Source organism: Microbulbifer maximicatervae (SeqCode) (assembly GCF_052467325.1).
Map to the genome: position 1 here is coordinate 2,492,891 of NZ_CP174310.1, position 19,034 is coordinate 2,511,924.

16 protein-coding genes are annotated in these 19,034 nt (G+C 49.7%); 6 read left to right on the plus strand and 10 right to left on the minus strand.

Annotated features, from left to right (window positions below; genetic code table 11):
• From ACJJIE_RS11190 to ACJJIE_RS11200, 3 genes are all read right to left on the minus strand, one after another.
• Complete coding sequence (locus tag ACJJIE_RS11190; protein ID WP_444894650.1) at window positions 1-396, minus strand: GNAT family N-acetyltransferase; 396 nt, start codon at window positions 394-396, stop codon at window positions 1-3.
• Window positions 397-471: 75 nt separating this feature from the next.
• Window positions 472-945, minus strand: a complete 474-nt coding sequence (locus ACJJIE_RS11195; RefSeq protein WP_444894651.1) for an OsmC family protein — start codon at window positions 943-945, stop codon at window positions 472-474.
• A 155-nt stretch (window positions 946-1,100) separates the two neighbouring features.
• Entirely contained in the window at window positions 1,101-1,445 is a 345-nt protein-coding gene (locus tag ACJJIE_RS11200) for a 4a-hydroxytetrahydrobiopterin dehydratase (RefSeq protein ID WP_444894652.1), read from the minus strand.
• A gap of 208 nt (window positions 1,446-1,653) precedes the next feature.
• Here ACJJIE_RS11200 and ACJJIE_RS11205 point away from each other — a divergent pair, with 208 nt between their 5' ends.
• Entirely contained in the window at window positions 1,654-3,477 is a 1,824-nt protein-coding gene (locus tag ACJJIE_RS11205; RefSeq protein ID WP_444894653.1) for a DUF885 domain-containing protein, read from the plus strand.
• A 42-nt stretch (window positions 3,478-3,519) separates the two neighbouring features.
• On the opposite strand, the gene ACJJIE_RS11210 is transcribed toward ACJJIE_RS11205, so the two are convergent.
• Together ACJJIE_RS11210 and ACJJIE_RS11215 are read right to left on the minus strand one after the other, a co-directional pair.
• Complete coding sequence (locus tag ACJJIE_RS11210) at window positions 3,520-5,028, minus strand: fumarate hydratase (RefSeq protein ID WP_413664798.1); 1,509 nt, start codon at window positions 5,026-5,028, stop codon at window positions 3,520-3,522.
• Window positions 5,029-5,179: 151 nt separating this feature from the next.
• Window positions 5,180-5,938 (minus strand): hypothetical protein, encoded by a 759-nt coding sequence (locus ACJJIE_RS11215; protein ID WP_444894654.1) that lies wholly within the window; start codon window positions 5,936-5,938, stop codon window positions 5,180-5,182.
• A 332-nt stretch (window positions 5,939-6,270) separates the two neighbouring features.
• Between ACJJIE_RS11215 and sodB the strand changes: the two genes are divergently transcribed.
• From sodB to ACJJIE_RS11230, 3 genes are all read left to right on the plus strand, one after another.
• Window positions 6,271-6,852, plus strand: a complete 582-nt coding sequence (gene sodB / locus ACJJIE_RS11220; protein WP_108732228.1) for a superoxide dismutase [Fe] — start codon at window positions 6,271-6,273, stop codon at window positions 6,850-6,852.
• A 234-nt stretch (window positions 6,853-7,086) separates the two neighbouring features.
• Window positions 7,087-8,958 (plus strand): DUF885 domain-containing protein, encoded by a 1,872-nt coding sequence (locus ACJJIE_RS11225; RefSeq protein WP_282931688.1) that lies wholly within the window; start codon window positions 7,087-7,089, stop codon window positions 8,956-8,958.
• A 429-nt stretch (window positions 8,959-9,387) separates the two neighbouring features.
• A complete protein-coding gene (locus ACJJIE_RS11230) occupies window positions 9,388-11,274 on the plus strand; it encodes a DUF885 domain-containing protein (protein WP_444894655.1) in 1,887 nt (628 codons plus the stop codon).
• Window positions 11,275-11,390: 116 nt separating this feature from the next.
• On the opposite strand, the gene ACJJIE_RS11235 is transcribed toward ACJJIE_RS11230, so the two are convergent.
• From ACJJIE_RS11235 to ACJJIE_RS11255, 5 genes are all read right to left on the minus strand, one after another.
• Complete coding sequence (locus ACJJIE_RS11235; RefSeq protein ID WP_444894656.1) at window positions 11,391-11,786, minus strand: cupin domain-containing protein; 396 nt, start codon at window positions 11,784-11,786, stop codon at window positions 11,391-11,393.
• Between the two features lie 272 nt (window positions 11,787-12,058).
• On the minus strand, window positions 12,059-13,876 hold the full coding sequence (locus ACJJIE_RS11240; protein ID WP_444894657.1) for a DUF885 domain-containing protein: 1,818 nt from the start codon (window positions 13,874-13,876) through the stop codon (window positions 12,059-12,061).
• Between the two features lie 127 nt (window positions 13,877-14,003).
• Window positions 14,004-14,936, minus strand: a complete 933-nt coding sequence (locus ACJJIE_RS11245; protein WP_444894658.1) for a universal stress protein — start codon at window positions 14,934-14,936, stop codon at window positions 14,004-14,006.
• Window positions 14,937-15,211: 275 nt separating this feature from the next.
• Window positions 15,212-15,925: a DnaA regulatory inactivator Hda gene (gene hda, locus ACJJIE_RS11250; protein WP_444894659.1), complete on the minus strand. Its 714-nt coding sequence runs from the start codon at window positions 15,923-15,925 to the stop codon at window positions 15,212-15,214.
• 1 nt (window position 15,926) lies between these two features.
• Window positions 15,927-17,024, minus strand: a complete 1,098-nt coding sequence (locus ACJJIE_RS11255) for a DUF2066 domain-containing protein (RefSeq protein ID WP_444894660.1) — start codon at window positions 17,022-17,024, stop codon at window positions 15,927-15,929.
• 276 nt (window positions 17,025-17,300) lie between these two features.
• Here ACJJIE_RS11255 and purM point away from each other — a divergent pair, with 276 nt between their 5' ends.
• Together purM and purN are read left to right on the plus strand one after the other, a co-directional pair.
• Window positions 17,301-18,362 (plus strand): phosphoribosylformylglycinamidine cyclo-ligase, encoded by a 1,062-nt coding sequence (purM, locus tag ACJJIE_RS11260; RefSeq protein ID WP_282931681.1) that lies wholly within the window; start codon window positions 17,301-17,303, stop codon window positions 18,360-18,362.
• On the plus strand, window positions 18,362-19,006 hold the full coding sequence (gene purN / locus ACJJIE_RS11265; protein ID WP_444894661.1) for a phosphoribosylglycinamide formyltransferase: 645 nt from the start codon (window positions 18,362-18,364) through the stop codon (window positions 19,004-19,006). The genes purM and purN overlap by 1 nt, the downstream gene beginning before the upstream one ends.
• The last annotated feature ends 28 nt before the right edge of the window (window positions 19,007-19,034 follow it).

The window sequence follows — 19,034 nt, forward strand, 5'->3', positions numbered from 1 at the left end:
TTATTTGATAAGATACATCCCTTCAGTGTCTGGACGGCTCAATTCAAATCCAAATTTTCTATAAAGTTCGGGAACATCTGCCATCAACGAAATATATGCTGAAGGAAGGGCTTCACGATCCAGGTAAGCCATAATGTGCTCCATGACCTGACGCCCCAGGCCAACACCTTGGAATTTGGGATCGACAGCAACATCCACTATCTCAAAATTAAGTGCGCCATCCCCCACTACCCGGCCCATAGCGACAGTTTCAGATTGTCTTTTTATATGGATACCGTACAAGCTATTTGGAAGGCCTTTTTCCGCTGCTTCACGGCTTCTGGGGGTTAAGCCTGTTATCTCTCGCAGCTTGAGGAAATCCGCAGTAGGAGCTACTTTCTCAATAACTGTGTACATATCTTGCCGGAAAAAATAAATAAATGAATATTGCCGCTAAGTCTACCTAGCACCTAGCGACAACCAAACTGCTATTTAAACTGGAGCTTCCTGGATCTCTGTCACCACTTCAGCTTTCACGGAGTTTGCAATAAAACACTGTTTGTGGGAAAGGTGATGTATTTTTTCTAACTGCTCGCGACTGGGTTGTTTTTCACCGGAGAAGCGCACTGAAGGACGCAGGGTAACTTTAGTCATAGCAATTCGGCCATCCTTATCGGCCCCCATAATTCCTATAGCTTCATCGCAATATTCATCAACCACAAATCCTCGCTTGGCTGCAATCGATAGAAAAAACAACATGTGGCAGCTGGACAGAGCCGCTACAAAAGCTTCTTCTGGATCAACGTTTTCAACCACTGAATAGGGAATGGGTACAACATGGGGGGAAGAGGAGGCTGGGATAGATGCCCCACCATCAAATTGCCAGGTGTGGGCTCGACTGTATTGATTATCGGTGAAAATCTGCTCGTCGCGTTTCCAGGTCACCGTTGAAGTATACTCTGACAAGACTTATCTCCCTTTAGACGACACCCCTAGTCTTGGGGGAAAAGGGGCTAAATTGGGATGCTCACCAGCCCTAAGATTACCAAGAACCGGTGAGTGCTATTTCAAATGGTCCATCGTCTCCCGAAGCCGGATACAGGCGCCACAGGAAATACTAGTTAAGCGGCATCCACCTGCTCATCGGTGCGAGCAGCCATGATAAAGTCATTTTTGTGCAGGCCCTTAGCCTCGTGACTCCACCAGGTAACCGTAACCTTACCCCATTCAGTCAGCAGTGCGGGGTGATGCCCCACCTCTTCGGCAATCGCGCCGACACGGTTGGTAAACGCCAGAGCCTGCTTGAAGTTACGAAACTTAAACACGCGTTCCAGCTGCATAATTCCGTCACGGGTCATCGGCATCCAGTCAGGGATCTGCCGCAGCAGTCCTGGTAGTTCGTCATCACTCACCAGCGGCGCATCGGCACGACAGGCTTCACATTGTTGTTGAGCTAGTTCGGTCATGAATCGGTCCTCAAAACCTTGTTTATTATCGGCTCAATTGGGCCGGCCTCACTCTACCCGCCCCCCCTTAACGAAACAAGTACAGGGCTCAAAAACGCATTTTATCCGGTTTTACCATCACAAAATGGAACCGCATGCTAAAAATATTGGACGATCTATGGGCACCGCAGCCATGGGTCGACATCGGCAGATTAACGTGAGGATTGTCATGAAAGCACACCTCAGTCTATTACTACTTCTGGTAGTTCTAGGGGCTTGTGAGCGCCAGCAAGTGGATAGAGAGCGCCTTCCTCCTCCAGAGAAGGTTATCCTGGAGGAAATGCGCTCCGAGACAAACCTGGCATTTGAGCAGCTTTGTCATCAATTTATACACGGCCTATGGAGTCTATTCCCATCCTGGGCACTCAGTGAAGGCTACTATGAAGCTGCCAAAGAGCTTCAGGTACCCGATAAGAGTTATCGTAAATTCGTATTGGATTTTGCTCAAATCTATGAACGCAAATTTGCAGCCTTGGATAAAAGCCAGCTCAATATCAATTCACGCAGTAATCTCGCTCTTATTGAGAATTTTCTACAGCGACTGCAATGGCAATATACCCGCTTTAAGTCATACCAATGGGACCCTTCCATTTACAATGTCTCCCATTCTTTTGCCCTGATCCTAAACACCGACTATGCGCCACTTCTAAAGCGCCTACATACTGTTAGTAGTCGTATGCGGCAAGTGCCCGAGTACTACCAGGCGGCTAAGGCCGCTATTTATAAACCAGCGGCACCACAGCTTGAATTAGCAATTCAACAGAGTACAGGCTCGCTGGAAGTCTTTGGTGAAGAGCTGGAAAAAACGGTTAAAGAAAGTCAGATGCCTGCAGATGCAAAGGAGATTTTCCTACGGCGAATGCACGATTCTCGCTTGGCGATACAAGGCTATATCGACTTCCTGCAAAACCTGCAAAAGAAATTGACTAAATCCGGAAAATTCCGTGATTTTCGTATCGGTGAAAAACTCTACGAAGAAAAATTCCAGTTTGATATCAATATTGGAATGACTGCTGCCGAACTATACCAGCGCGCCATCATAGAAAAGCAAGTAACCCACGATGAAATGACCAAGCTTGCTGACCAACTCTGGCCAAAATACTTCCCTTCTGATTCCCCACCCGACGAACCTCTGGTAAAAATTGAAAAGCTGCTAAATAGGCTTTCCCTGTCTCATGCCACCAAGGAAACTTTCAAGAAAAAAATAGAGCAACAGATCCCGGAGCTGGCAGAGTTTGTGACCGAAAAAAACCTATTGAGCCTGGACAAGGAAAAGCCACTGGTAGTTCGTACAACTCCAGCCTATATGCAAGGCTTTGCTGTAGCTTCCATTAATGCGCCCGGCCCCTACCATAAAAATGCAAACACCTATTACAACGTAATGCCCATAGAGACCTACTCCGATCAACGGGCGGAGAGCTTACTGCGGGAATACAATGACTATATCCTGCAAATACTCAATATCCACGAAGCGATCCCCGGACACTACACTCAACTGGTCTACGCCAACCAGTCCCCCAGTATCCTGAAAACTATTCTCGGCAATACCGCAATGATCGAAGGCTGGGCCGTCTATGCGGAGCGTATGATGCTGGATGCGGGTTACGGTAATTTTTCCCCCGAGCTGTGGCTGATGTACTACAAGTGGAACTTGCGCACTATCACTAATACCATTTTGGATTATGAAGTACAGGTAAAGGGTATCAACCAAGCAGAGGCGATGAAGTTAATGGTTAGGGATGCCTTTCAACAACAGGCTGAAGCAGAGGGTAAATGGCGCAGGGCGACCCTAAGCCAAGTGCAGCTCACCAGCTATTTTGCTGGCTTTACTGATATTTTGGCTCTGCGCGAAGAAATCAAAAAGAAAATGGGCAACAACTTTAACCTCAAGGGGTTCCACGAGATGTTCCTGAGCTATGGCAGTGCACCTATACCAATTATTCGCGAACTGATGCTGGCGGACTTAACCGAGCAAGGCAATAAATTCCAATAAAAAAGGCCCCTGCTGGGGCCTTTTCTTTAAATGGCGGAAGCGTTACACCTCACCTTCGGCAATCTTGGCTTTCCAGATCAGCGGGCCAGTAGTGTGTACTGACTCACCCTGACTGTCGACAGCCACCGTTACCGGCATATCTTCTACTTCAAACTCGTAAATCGCTTCCATGCCCAGCTCGGGGAAGGCGATAACTTCGGAGCCTTTAATCGCCTGGGCAACCAGATAAGCAGCGCCACCGACGGCCATCAGGTATACCGCTTTATTATCGCGGATCGCCTCAATTGCCATGGGGCCGCGCTCCGCCTTACCGATCATCCCCGCCAAGCCAGTCTCTTCCAGCATAGTGCGAGTGAATTTATCCATACGGGTAGCGGTGGTTGGACCAGCGGGACCAACAACCTCATCGCGCACCGGATCTACAGGGCCTACGTAGTAGATAAAGCGGCCGGTGAGATCCACAGGCAACTTCTCGCCTTTGGCGAGGATATCTACCATTTTCTTGTGCGCCGCATCGCGACCAGTCAGCATCTTGCCGTTCAGCAGCAGGGTCTCACCGGGCTGCCAGCTTTGGATATCTTCTGCAGTAATGGTATTCAGGTTTACCCGACGGGTATTGCTGCCCGCTTCGCGGGTAATTTCCGGCCAGTCTTCCAGCTTAGGCGGAGTCTGGCGAGCGGGCCCGGAGCCATCCAGGGTAAAGTGGGTGTGACGGGTAGCCGCGCAGTTGGGGATGATCGCCACAGCCTTGTTGGCAGCGTGGGTAGGATAATCCTTGATCTTCACATCCAACACAGTGGTCAGTCCGCCCAGGCCCTGGGCGCCGATGCCCAGTTTGTTGACGGAATCATAGAGTTCCAGACGCAGCTCTTCAGCACGGTTAGAGGCTCCGCGCTCTTGCAGTTCCTGAATGTCGATGGGGTCTAGCAGGGATTCTTTGGCCAACAGCATCGCTTTCTCAGCGGTACCGCCAATACCAATACCCAGCATGCCGGGCGGACACCAGCCGGCACCCATCTGTGGAACCATCTTCAGCACCCAGTCAACCACCGAGTCTGATGGATTCAGCATGGCAAACTTGGTTTTGGCTTCACTGCCGCCGCCCTTAGCTGCCACATAAACTTCTACGGTATCACCGGGAACGATTTCATAGTGAATCACCGCCGGAGTATTGTCTCCGGTATTCTTACGAGCACCATCTGGATCTTCCAGAATAGAGGCACGCAGCACGTTGCTGGCATTTTGATAGGCCCGGCGCACACCTTCGTTAACCATATCGGTAACGCTCATGTCCGCTTCCCAACGCACATTCATGCCCACTTTCAACTTTACGGTGACAATGCCGGTATCCTGACAGATTGGGCGGTGGCCCTCGGCACACATGCGTGAGTTGATCAGGATCTGGGCCATGGCGTCCTTGGCCGCCGGGTTGACCTCTTTCTCATAAGCCTTATTCAGGGCCTGAATGAAGTCCTGTGGGTGGTAGTAAGAAATAAATTGCAGCGCATCGGCCACGCTGCCGATCAGATCATCCTGGCGGATAGTGGTCATTGCCAACTCCGATTAACGTCTCGAGGCCGGCGATTCTACACGAAATGTAGGGTTATTGACCCAGATATTCCCATAAATCCCATTCACCGAAAGGGAAAACAAAATAAAAAAGGCGGACACCAGGTCCGCCTTTTTTAACTCAACCGGAAAACTACATGGATGAAGCTGTCGAATCACCGCTGGACTGCAGGGAGCGAATCGCATCGCGGAGCTGCACCAGATCCTTATTCACAGAACGGCGGTAAGCATCGATAGACTCGACAGCCTCTTCATTCGCACCGACACGCATAGTCAGGTCACTGCGCACTGAAGCCAGCTGGCGCTCCAGGCGTGCAAGCTTATCAGTCATCTCACGCTGGGAATCTGTATTGCCCTTGCGTAACTCTGCCAGCGAAGCCTCTACAGCAGCAATTTTCTTCACGCTGGACTCGAGGCCGCTGAGCTTGATGCTAAGAGCGGCGACTTGCTTTTTGTTAGCTGCGACTGCTGTTTTATTTGCCGAGATACTCTTGCGGTTGGTGTCATAGGCAACACCCCACAATTTACGGATCTCTGAGGAGTTTTCCTTGGCTTTTGCATTCAGTACTTCAACCGATGCCGTAGATTCCTCATCGGAGAGGCTAAAGCGCTTCTCCAGTTCAGCAATACGGTTTTCCGCATCGGCAATACGAGTTTCTGCATCACTCAACAGGGTCCGGCTGTCCTGCCATTGCTGGTACAGGAAACCCGAGGCACCCAGGCCACCCATCGCCATAATCAGGGCACATAGACCCAAGAAAGAGAAACCACCTCGGCGCTCCTCCACGATCACCTGGGGCTCTGGTGAATCACTCCTTTCTTCGCTGGTAGTGAGATCCAGTGATGGTTCAAGAGCGGCGCTGCCGCCCAGTGTGGGCTCTTTGCGTTGCATGGTTCGATACACCCGATAACTGTGCTGATGAGTCCGGTACCCGCCAGTTCTATGCTGCTCTTTCCGGTACCGTATTTTCAGAAATATATGACAATAGAATCCATTCAGATTCGTCGAATTCTGCGGCAGTTATACCAAAAATTGACGAAAAAGTAAGCGGTCGCCAGTAATAATAGACGACAGTCGATTAGAGTTGACAGAAAAGCTCTCCCCCCTTGTGTTTGAGGAAATCGTCCCAAACTCCCCTAATCCACCGCGCCGGCTTAATTCTGAGATGCGGCACGTGTAGAATGCCCTCACCAATAACCCTCAGACAAAGGAAGGAAAACACCATGGCTTTCGAATTGCCTGAACTCCCCTACGCTAAGAACGCCCTGGCACCGCATATCTCCGAAGAGACTTTGGAGTACCACTACGGCAAACATCATAAAACCTACGTAGACAAGCTGAATGGCCTGCTGGAAGGCACTGCTGACGCTGACAAGTCCCTGGAAGACGTGATCAAGTCCTCTTCCGGTGGTGTGTTCAACAACGCAGCCCAGGTTTGGAACCACACTTTCTACTGGAACTGCCTGAGCCCTAACGGTGGCGGCGAAGCCACTGGCGCGATTGCCGAGGCTATAAACGCAGCCTTCGGTAGCTTCGACCAGTTCAAAGAAGCATTTACCACCAGTGCTGTGAACAACTTCGGCTCCGGCTGGACCTGGCTGGTAAAAAATGCTGACGGCTCAGTCGCTATTGTAAACACTTCCAACGCAGCAACCCCGCTGACTGAAGAAGGCGTTACTCCCCTGCTGACCTGCGATGTTTGGGAACACGCTTACTACATCGACTACCGCAACCTGCGTCCGAAGTACATGGAAGCTTTCTGGGCCCTGGTGAACTGGGAGTTTGTAAACCAGAACTTCGCTTAATCCCGAAGTCACCAGAAAAAGCGGGCCATGTGCCCGCTTTTTTATTTCTTTAATACCCTCCTCCCAATCAAATTCTCCCCACTACTGGCCAAATGCTGCTCCAGTCAGCACAATACCTTCTGATCTGCACTACACATCCCGCATAAAGCGTGGGGGATTTAGGCAGGCAACCTAAAGAATGCCACTGGAGTGGCACAAATTAGCAACGAAGAACCGAACACTGGGAATATGCTCATGAAGTTGAAACCAACCCTGATCGCAGCCGCCATAAGCGCGCTGGTTATCAGCGGCTGTGACCGCGGCGCCCCGAACACAGCCGAGCAGAGTGCAACCGCCACGGAAAGCACGGCGACTCAAGAAGTCGCAGGAAAAGTGGACCCAGCCGCAGTCAAGCGCGTAAACCAGATGTTCGAGGACTTCTTCCAGGAGCACCTTGCCCGCAGCCCAGAATACAAAACTTTCCTGGGCAAAAAGGAAGATTACGATAAGTGGGATGACCTCTCCCCAGAGTTTGCCAAGGAAACCCTGGAGATCGACAAGCGCCAGCTGGCGGAACTGAATAAAATTGATCCTTCCAACTTGGACGACGCTACCCGCTTGAGCCTGCGCCTGGCAAAACGCAACTGGCAACAGGATATCGATGGCTACAAGTGGCGCAATCACGGCTACCCGGTCAACCAGATGTATGCCACCCATACCAGTGCCGCCACACTGCTGATCAGCCAGCACCGTATTGATAATGTCGGCGATGCAGAAGCCTATATCGCCCGCTTGAATGGCATGCCCAAGTATTTCTCCCAATTGGAAGAACAACTGAAAGCCAATACTGCTGTCGGCACAATCGTACCTAAATTTGTATTCCCCTACGTAATCAGTGACTCTCGCAATCTGATCACCGGTGCACCTTTCAACGGCGAGAAAGACAGCCCCCTGTTTGCCGACTTTAAGGGCAAAGTGGAAAAGCTGGAAATCAGCGAAGATCAAAAGAAATCACTGATCGAGAATGCCAGCCGGGCCCTGACTGAAAGCGCCGGCCCCGCTTACGAAAAGTTGATCAGCTACCTGCAAGAGCTTGAGAAAAAAGCCACTACCGACGACGGCGCCTGGAAACTCGCAGACGGCGAAGAATTCTATAAATTCCGCCTCGGCGTTTACACCACTACGGATATGACTGCCGATGAGATCCACCAAACCGGTCTCAAGGAAGTTGCCCGTATTCACGACGAAATGCGCGAGATTATGCGCAAGGTGAAGTTCGAAGGTAACTTGCAGGAATTCTTCGAATTCATGCGCACCGACAAGCAGTTCTACTACCCGACCACTGAGGAAGGTAAGGCGGAGTACCTGGAAAAGGCCACCGCAATTATCGACACCATGAAGGGCCGCCTGGATGAGCTGTTTATCACCAAGCCCAAAGCCGATCTCGATGTAAGAGCCGTAGAGGCCTTCCGCGAAAAATCTGCAGGTAAGGCCTTCTACCAGCGCCCCGCTCCCGATGGTTCGCGCCCCGGCATCTACTATGCCAACTTGTACAATATGGAAGATATGCCGTCTTATCAGATGGAAGCATTGGCTTACCACGAAGGTATCCCCGGCCACCATATGCAGCTTTCTATCGCTCAGGAATTACAGGATATTCCCAAGTTCCGTAAATACGGTGGTTACACTGCTTATACCGAAGGCTGGGGCCTCTACTCCGAGCTGGTACCCAAGGAATTGGGCTTCTATGAAGATCCCTACTCTGACTTTGGACGCCTGGCTATGGAACTATGGCGCGCTGGCCGATTGGTGGTAGACACCGGTCTTCACTCCAAGAAATGGACTCGCGAGCAGGCGATCGACTACCTCGTAGAGAACACCCCGAACCCGAAAGGTGATGTGGTTAAAGCGATCGAACGCTATATCGTCATGCCTGGCCAAGCGACCGCATACAAAATCGGTATGCTGAAAATTGTCGAGCTGCGTGAAAAAGCCAAAACAGAACTGGGTGATCAGTTTGATGTTCGCGGCTTCCATGACACTATCCTGGCCAGTGGCCCAGTCCCCTTGGATGTACTGGAAGAACTGGTTAATGAGTGGGTTGCAAAAGTAAAAACCCAACAATAATTAATAGAAGCGACAGATAAGTACCTGATAACTACTTGTCTGTCTTTTTCTTTTCGTCAGTAGAGCATCGCAGAAGCAAAAATTCTGCATAGCTTTTACAATGCGATATTTATTGTTTTACAGAGAAGTCCGGAATGACATTCCGGACTTCTTATTAAGCAAACGCCAGCTACCAGCATGATTGGTACTAAAGTCTTATTTTAGCTCCCCCCTATTTTCAGCTCACCTTACCTGCCACTGTCGTATAAAAGCACCAAAATAAAACATACCCAGTATTCCCCATACTAAAAAAGTGCACCGCTCTTAGTTTCTGCTGAATTTATATCCACAAAACCAAATAATGGGATGCTTTTACATAAAAAGGTCCATTAACTGCAAAAATAATGATAAAAAAGTAAGAGCTACTCTTTGAACGCAAGGATTGTACTCATGAAGTTAAAAATAACTCTGATTGCAGCGGCAGTAAGCTCACTCATTCTCACAGGCTGCAACGACAGTACCAACAATGCGGATGCACAAAAGATTGCCCCCTTAGAGGAAAGTGCACTTAATCAGCCACCTCCCCCTAAGGTCAGCAAAGAAATGAGAGAGGCCAGCAAGAAGGTCAATTTGCTGTTTGATAATTTCTTCCAAGAGCATCTAGACCGCAGCCCTGAATTCAAAACCTTCTTGGGCCTGAAAGAGGAGTACGGCAAATGGAATGATCTAACCCCTGAATTTGCGCAAGAAACCCATGAAATTAATAAGCGTCAATTAGCCGAGCTGAATAAAGTTGATCCCGCTATACTGGATCGACCTACCCAACTTAATCTTCGACTGGCAAAACGCACTTTGCAACAAGAGATCGAAGCCTATAAGTGGCGAAATCATAATTACCCAGTCAACCAAATGTTCGCCACTCATACCGGCGCCGCTTCAACACTTATCAGCCAGCACCGTATCGACAACATTAGGGATGCCGAAGCTTATATCTCCCGATTAAATAGAATTCCCCAGTATTTCGCACAATTGCAAGACCAACTGGAGGAAAACGCCAAAGCTGGCACCACTATCCCAAAATTTGTTTTTCCTTATGTTATTGGAGATGCACAAAACCTAATTACTGGTGCTCCTTTTGATAGAAAAAAGGACAGCCCTCTATTTGCTGACTTTAAGGGAAAAGTAGAAAATCTCGATATCAGTAAAGAGCAGAAAAAGTCCTTAATAGATAAAGCTAAAACAGCACTAAAAGACAATACTGGCCCCGCCTATAAAGCCCTAATCGACTACCTGCAAGAGCTTGAGATACGCGCCACTACTGATGATGGCGCCTGGAAACTGGTAGATGGCAGTGACTTTTATAATTTTCGTCTCGGCTTTTACACATCTACCGATATGACAGCCGAAGAAATTCATAGGATTGGCCTTGAAGAAGTAACTCGCATCCATGATGAGATGCGTGAAATTATGCGTAAAGTAAAATTCGAAGGTAAGTTAAAAAGCTTCTTCGAATTTGTGCGCACCGACCAGCAATTTTATTACCCAACCACTGAACAGGGGAAAGCTGCATATCTTGAGAAGGCTACTACCATTATCGATACCATGAAGGGTAGGCTGGACGAGTTATTTATCACCAAACCTAGAGCGGACCTCGATGTGAGAGCGGTAGAACCATTCCGGGAGAAATCTGCCGGTAAAGCTTTTTACCTACAACCTGCTGCCGATGGATCACGCCCAGGCATCTACTATGCCAACCTCTACAACATGGACGATATGCCCAGCTATCAGATGGAAGCACTGGCATACCACGAGGGCATCCCCGGCCACCATATGCAGCTCTCTATCACCCAGGAATTACAGGATATCCCTAAATTCCGCAAATATGGTCACTATACCGCCTATACCGAGGGTTGGGGCCTTTACTCTGAAATGGTGCCAAAAGAGATGGGGCTCTACCAAGACCCCTACTCAGATTTTGGGCGCCTCGCCATGGAGTTGTGGCGAGCAGGACGCCTTGTAGTCGATACCGGAATTCACACCAAGAAGTGGACCCGAGAACAAGCCATACAATACCTGATGGAAAACACCCCTAATCCTGAGGGGGATGTGATTAAAGCAGTCGAGCGCTATATCGTATTACCCGGCCAGGCAACAGCCTACAAAATTGGCATGCTCAAAATTTTACAGCTTCGTGAGAAAGCCAAAAAAGAACTGGGAGAGAAGTTTGATATTCGTCAATTCCACAATGCAGTTCTGGCCAACGGCCCAGTACCACTGGATGCCCTGGAGGAAATTATTGACGAGTGGATAGCAAACACCAGAACTCCAAAAGTATAACTAAAAGGTTAAAACAGAATTAAAAAAGGCCACTATTTGTGGCCTTTTTTAATTTAAACTAACAGCGTTCACTCTTATACTGCAAACCGCTGCAGCATGTAGAATGATCCTATTTCTTAAGTATCGCATGGCTTAGCGATACTGTGCTCAGTTGGCTGCGGGGTGATAGTCATAACTTTTACTTCGCTAGGCGTTTCAAATCGGTGCCAGACACCTTTTGGTATAACCAATATTTGCCCGGCTGATAACTCGTTCCGCTTCTCTTCACCATTTACGAGAAGAATTAGAGTTGTTTCTCCATCTACAACTTGAACAAACTCATCTCCATTGGTGTGCCTTTCCCACTCGCTATTCCCTGAATAGTGGGCTACGTATATTCCACCATCCCTATACTCGGACAATAAGGCAAATGCATCTTTAGCTTCCTCATCCGTTGTTTCGGGAGTTCTTCCTTTTAGAAATTTAACTCTAGAGAACCCATCATCTACCGTAATAGCTTTTGACTTCGGCACTTACCAACTCCTTACAAGTACTACTCTTACTACTGGGGCGGAAGGAAAGAATACATCGCACTTGAGACACGCTGTGAATACATCCCAGTAAGCTCCTAATCGGCATCCATGCGTCATAGGGTCCCAAGCGAGGTGTATTCTTCCCTTCTCCCTTTTTAGTAACTAAAACCACATAATCCGAGCACCTTCACCCTTTCTAGCGGTAAAGATGCTCAAACTTTTAAGTTACTCTTTTGACGATCCTATAGCCGAATACTCTGCAAAAGTGAATCCTAACTCTTGTTGGTTGCTATCCACTGATCTACCTGCTGCTCCAACACTGCCAATGGCAAAGCGCCATTGGTGAGAACTACATTGTGGAACTGGCGGATATCAAACTGGCTACCAAGCGCTTCTTTAGCGCGTTCACGCAACTCAAGAATCTTTAGCATACCGGTTTTGTAGGCCAGTGCCTGACCGGGCCAAACCATATATCGCTCGATTTCGGTGGTGACTTCGGACTCAGTCATACCGGTCTTTTCCAGCATATACTCAATCGCTTGCTCGCGACTCCAGCGCTTATAGTGCATTCCAGTATCCACGACCAACCGCACAGCCCGGAACATTTCCGCCTGCAACCGACCCAAATCATCATAGGGGTTTTCCTGGAAACCGGCTTCTTTAGCAAGCTTCTCGGAGTACAGTGCCCACCCTTCCGAGTAAGCATTAAACAACCCCATTTTACGGAAAGTCGGCACACCTTTTAGCTCTTGTGCAATTGCCAACTGGAAGTGATGCCCAGGTACCGCTTCATGGTAAGCCAAGGTACGCATTCCAAACTTTTTGGTTTCATGAACATCCCGCAAGTTTGCATAAAATACGCCGGGGCGAGACCCATCCATAGCCGGAGGGTTGTAGTAGGCTCCCGCAGAACCTTGCTCTTTAAACTCTGGGACTCGGCGCACCTCAACACCCATTTTGGGTTTTAGATCAAAATAATCACCCAGGCCTGCATCAATTTCATCAATCATTACCTGGTAATCGGCAATAATTTTCTCCCGCCCTAAATCTGAATCCTCATAAAGAAACTGGGGATCATTATTCAATGCAGAGAAACGTTCGCTAATAGTGCCACTGGTTCTACCAACGGACGAGAAAATTTCATTCATTTCCGTTTCAATTCTTGCAACCTCTTCCAACCCAATACGATGGAGTTCCTCCGGTGCAATATCTGTACTGGTAAAGTTGCGTACTTGATAGGCATAGTAGGCATCCCCATCCGGCAATGCCCAAACACCATTGTTCTCTCCAACTTTTAGCCGGAGAGTACTGAAATAATCGATTAGCCCTTGATATGCGGCGTAAACTTCTGCACCAATCAATACCTCAGCTTGGCTGAGAATACGTTCCCGCTCCTGTTTATCCAGCTTTTCAATTTTGTTAAGTCGCTCCAGTAATGAGGTATAAAGTATATTTTCTTTTGCCGGCGCGGCGATAAAACCCTGCATTTCCTCTAAAACACTATCGACAACGAAGCGTGGGGGCAGGATATCTTTCTCTTCCCTTACCTTAAGACCATTCAGCAATTGGTCAAACTTACGTCCGACCTCTCCCAAACGAGACAAGTAATAATCAGCTTCTTTTACATTGTTGATCTGATGAACTTCAGCGAGAAACTCTGGCAACCTATTCTGCTCACCCGACATTTGGTTAAGCGGGTAATCATGGTATCTCCAGCGTTCAACTTCTGCCTTTATACTGAGAAGATGCTCTAACACATCATAGGAAATGGCCTGCTGCCCTTCCAAACTTTCACGATCATAGCTGCGCAATACCGCCAGCTCGCTCTTCATCATTTCAATAACACGCAGCTGTTCTTCTTCAGACAAATCATCGAGATGCGCATTGTGTCCATCAATTCCAAATTGCTCCAAAATTCTAATTTGTGAAAGGATTTCCGGACTGCTACTGCCGATTTTTATAAAGACACGTTCAAAAAATACATCTATAGACCAAGGTTTGAAATAAACTGCATTAATAGCAAAAGCAGAAACTGCCAAAACCCCCACAAAAAATAAGCTGCCAAACCATTTGGCAATAGTCTTAATCATTATATTTCTCCCGAATTCTTAGCTGTAATTTTGTCCCGGTATCAGGATCACCTCAACTCCCGCAGCAGAGAATTCCGATAGAGCGATCAGCGCAGGGGCCAAGCTGAATTAGACCCATAATTCACAACTATTTTATCGGCGATACAAAGTCGCTGGGCTTCAGAGCCAGCAGGGAGCAACTGACCTTCTGCAATATATTCTCCGCAGTATTCCCCATAATGAAACCGGGAATACCCGCCCGTCCAACAGTGCCCATAACCAGCAGGTCGAGACCTTCTTCATCAATCAGCAATGGAATAAAGTTATCTGGATGGGCAACCACATGGTGAATACGTATTTCCCCCTCAATTCCGGATGCGCGTATCAATACATCGAGCTTTGAGCGGTGTTGGGCTCGCGCTGATTCAGTGGCCTCATCCAACTCTTCCTCAGAAGCGCTCAAGGGAAAATGGCGCCGCAAGTATTCATCGATATCGAAGTCCCAACAGGAAATAACGTTCAACACCCCACTGCAACTGTCAGCGAGTACTCGCGACCAGCGCAGCAACCGGATCGCCAAGTCATAACTGCTGCCATCCTCGCATTCAGGGTCGAGAGCAACAGCCACCTGTATCTTGTTGCGATGTTCCTTGATTGGGCGGCACATCCATACCGGGCAGGGACACTTTCGCAGCAGATCCATATCCATTGCCTTGAAGCCCTTAAGCTGGCTGCGACCCTCAACATTCTTGATCACCAGGTCATAGCCCTCAGCCAATACCCGGCGGATCACCCGCTCGGCAGGTCGGGCACCACAATCTGACTCAATCTCCAAATTGGTCCTTTCCGCGGATAACTCCATATGTACGCGGGCCGACTCAATTTCACTCCTGACCCTATCAAGCATTGTCCTCACACACAGCCGACTAAACTCCTCAAACCCCTCCGGCACCTTCGGACAGACCAGTAAAACCTTAATCTCCGCCTGATGATTGCGCGCCACCGCAAAAGCCTGCATAAGTCCACTGCTTTCATCCTCAGCAGCATGGCTGACATACAGGATTTTATGAATGTTCGGCATAACGCTGCCCTCAACCAGAGACATTTGGGAGCAAACAGGGGTAAGACTCCCCATAAACCCACTCGCTGCCTCAAATTGGTATCGTAAGCAGAGCAGATTTCACACGGAAATACACAGGTGAAAGAGATGGAGCAGGAGTAGATAGGGAAAGGTGAAGTGAGCAAACACCAACCATAATAGACAGAAAAAGCGCCAAGTGTCGCTAAAACACAAGGTAGAGGAGCCCAAATGAGCTCAGGAGGCTAAAGCAGGTCGGCCAGAGCCCAATTCTGGGGTCAGATATCCAAAACCTGCTTAACAAAAGGAATGGTGATTTTACGCTTAGCCATAAGTGAAGCCCGGTCCAACTCCTCCAGACACAGAAAGAGTGCTCGAGTATCCCTCGGGGCGCGGTGCAATATGTACTGGGCCACATCTTCCGGCAGGTCAAAACCGCGCAGACGGCTGCGACGGCGCAGGGCGGCAACTTTATCGCTGTCATTCAGGGTTTTGAGCTGGAATACCAGGGACCAGTGCAGGCGTGACTGCAAATCAGCCAGGGCAATATCCATACCGCGGGGTGACTTGCGAGCCCCCATTAATAACTGCCTGCCGCCATCCTTAATTCGGTTATAGAGATGGAAAATAGCGGTCTGCCACTCGGGCTGCCCCTCCAACAAATGAACGTCATCTATACAGACAAGGTCCAGGCGCTCGAGTCCGTCGAGAATAACAGCCGGGTCCATGGTCAGCAGGTCTGCGAGAGGGAGATAATGGAAAGAGCGACCATTGGCCTCTGCGCACTGACAAGCAGACTGAAGCAAGTGGCTAATACCACTACCCGCCTCACCCCAAATGTAAATTACAGACTCGGGGTTCTCGCCACTGGCAAAAGACTGCAGCAGGGCAACTACCTGTCGATTTGGATCTGAATCCGACAGATAGAAGTTGTCAAATTTGGCGTCATCCCGCAGGGATACCCCCAGCGGCAATTGTTGCGGAATACTCATCTCAATCCCAGTGATAGCGCAACGGATTCTCAGCGCTGCCCAAGGGTGAACGGTATCCATTCAGGTTAATGGCGTCTCCGTCCGCTTGTGCTCGCAATTTATGGTTTAGAGCCAGGGTATCACGCAAATTGTTCAACCCTGCCGAAGTGACCAGTGCTAAACGCATTCGGTCTCCCTCAACAGAGAGCAAGTTAGCACTGCTGACCTGTGCCAACCCCTGTAGATAACCAGATGCCTTGGCATAATCAGCAAAACTGTCGATACCAGACAATTCAACAATCACCGCACCCAACTGATTGTCCTGCCCATTCGGGGACACTGCATAGCGCTGCGCGAGAATATTGGCCAGTTGGTTAACGCCGCGCAGAGCGACCTCTTCCAGCGAACCTCCGGCAGTATCGAAGGCATAGCTGCGACCACCGTGAATTAGCAGCCAATCCGCCTGCCAGCGATGGCCCGAAGCTTGAAGCACTCGGCCCATCAAAGTGGCATCGGGGCTATAGCGAAAACCCGCCTGTTCGGCTGCCTGCTCATCTTGGGCCCAGAGAGCTCCTAAGGGCATATTGCGCTGATCATTCAGGTCCATTACCGGGAAATCCAGGGGGACACCGCGCTCGATAGCCATTGCCTCGAGTACAGAAAAGAGCTCCGGGGTTGCCTCTTCACTCAGAGCACTGCGGCCCTCTTGCAGGGTATCTACTGCAAGCCACACCAAAGTACCGGGGCGATTATTTGGCCACATGGGCAAGTTCATTTGATTAACTTGCCGGGAGATCGCTTGGGGGTCAAAGGAAAGGTGCAAGTAGAGCTGATTGTCCTCACGGGTATAGCGATACCCCTGAACAAACTGCTGTGCATTCTTTAATATCGGCTGCACATTTGGGTTACTACCGACAGCGGCATCTCCCGTAACACGTACGAACACCCGTTCCAGGCCGCGACTTCCGGCTGCTGCACGATCCGTGGCTCCGCGACTCGACACAGCCTCGACAACTTCGTACAAATCCGAGATGACTCGAGCTTGGACCGGTAGGGCTAGAACACTGATGATCAGAGCCAGCAACTGCAACACCAATCCCTGCCGGAGCAGCTTGTGCATAGGACTTCTCTCCAAACCTCTTATTTTCCGCCCCTGAGCTTGCAGAAATTATTATCGATGTGCAAGACGCCAGATTTTAGGGCGGACTAAAAATTGCGGCTATTGTATCAGCGTCAGACGTTTCTCTCAGCCCCGAGTTCTCACTATCGGAGTGATTTCACAGTTCAAATGGTAAGAAAATGCCGAAATCCCCTTCGAGATGCCGTCTGGGCGTGGCTCCCGAGGCAAGACCCAGATAGAATACGCGCCCTTCGAATACCCACCGCAGGAAGAATCATGAGCGATTCCAAGCCGCAATCTACGCAAACATCCCTCTCTTATAAAGATGCCGGTGTCGATATCGACGCAGGTAATGCACTGGTAGAGCGTATCAAAAATGTCGCCAAACGCACATCCCGCCCCGAGGTAATGGGCGGACTGGGCGGATTCGGCGCCCTGTGTGAACTTCCAAGCGGCTATAAAGAGCCAGTTTTGGTTTCCGGCACCGACGGTGTGGGTACCAAGTTACGCCTGGCTATGGACTTGGGCATTCACGACAGCATTGGTATCGATCTTGTCGCCATGTGTGTGAATGACCTGATCGTAGCAGGAGCTGAACCCCTCTTCTTCCTCGACTATTACGCAACCGGCAAACTCAATGTCGATATTGCTGCAGAAGTAGTTACCGGCATTGGCAAAGGCTGTGAGCTGTCAGGCTGCGCACTGGTCGGCGGCGAGACCGCCGAAATGCCCGGCATGTACGAAGGCGACGATTATGACCTGGCAGGCTTCTGCACCGGTGTCGTAGAAAAATCTGAAATCATCGACGGCAGCAAAGTTAAAGCTGGCGACGTATTGATCGGCTTGGCCTCCAGTGGCCCCCACTCCAATGGCTACTCCCTGATCCGCAAGGTTCTCGAAGTCAGCGGTGCCGATCTCCAGCAGGATATCGGCGGTGAAACCCTGGCCAAAGCGCTGATGGCCCCAACCCGTATTTACGTTAAAAACCTGCTGCAATTAATGAAGACCTTCCAGGTGAATGCGCTAAGCCATATCACTGGCGGCGGCTTACTGGAAAACCTGCCCCGCGTACTGCCCGAAGGCTGCAGCGCGCGTATTGATGTCACCAGCTGGGAAATGCCTCCTGTATTTAATTGGCTGCGTGATGCAGGCAATATCGATAGCCGCGAAATGTACCGCACGTTTAACTGCGGTGTTGGCATGGTTATTTGCGTGCCTGCAGAGCAATCCGAGTCGGCACTATCCGCTCTCAAGCAAATGGGCGAAGACGCCTTTGTCGTTGGCACTATTGAAGATGCCAAAGAAGGGGCGGAAGCAGTAGAGCTGGCGGGGCTGTAATGTCTTGTAGAGTTGCCGTATTAATCTCCGGTAGTGGCAGCAACCTGCAGGCTCTGCTGGATGCCGCCGCACAAGAGGACGCGCCTTTTTCCGTGACTGCAGTTGTCAGCAATAAGGCAGATGCCTATGGGCTGACTCGCGCAGAACAGGCAGGCGTTCCCACCTCTGTGGTGAATCACCGGGATTACTCCAGCAGAGAAACCTTCGATCACGCCTTGATCGAAGAGATCGACAAGTGCAAACCAGATTTGGTTGTACTGGCTGGGTTTATGCGTATTTTGACGCCCGACTTTGTGCGCCACTACAACGGCCGCCTGATCAACATTCACCCTTCCTTACTGCCGAAGTATCAGGGCCTGCATACCCATAAGCGGGCACTGGAAGCCGGGGACAAAGAACACGGAGTAACCGTGCATTTTGTCACCGAGGAACTCGATGGCGGGCCACCTATCGTCCAAGCCATTGTTCCTATAAAGGAGGGAGACACTCCAGAGCTGCTGGCAAAGCGGGTGCAGGTTCAAGAGCACATCATTTACCCTATGGCGGTTACCTGGTTTGCTCAACAGCGCCTGCAAATGGCGGATGATCGAGTTCGGCTGGATGGTGAATTACTCCCTCACCATGGGGTTCAGGTTTCCGCATAAAACCATCCCTTGATAGCTGGCGGGGTAA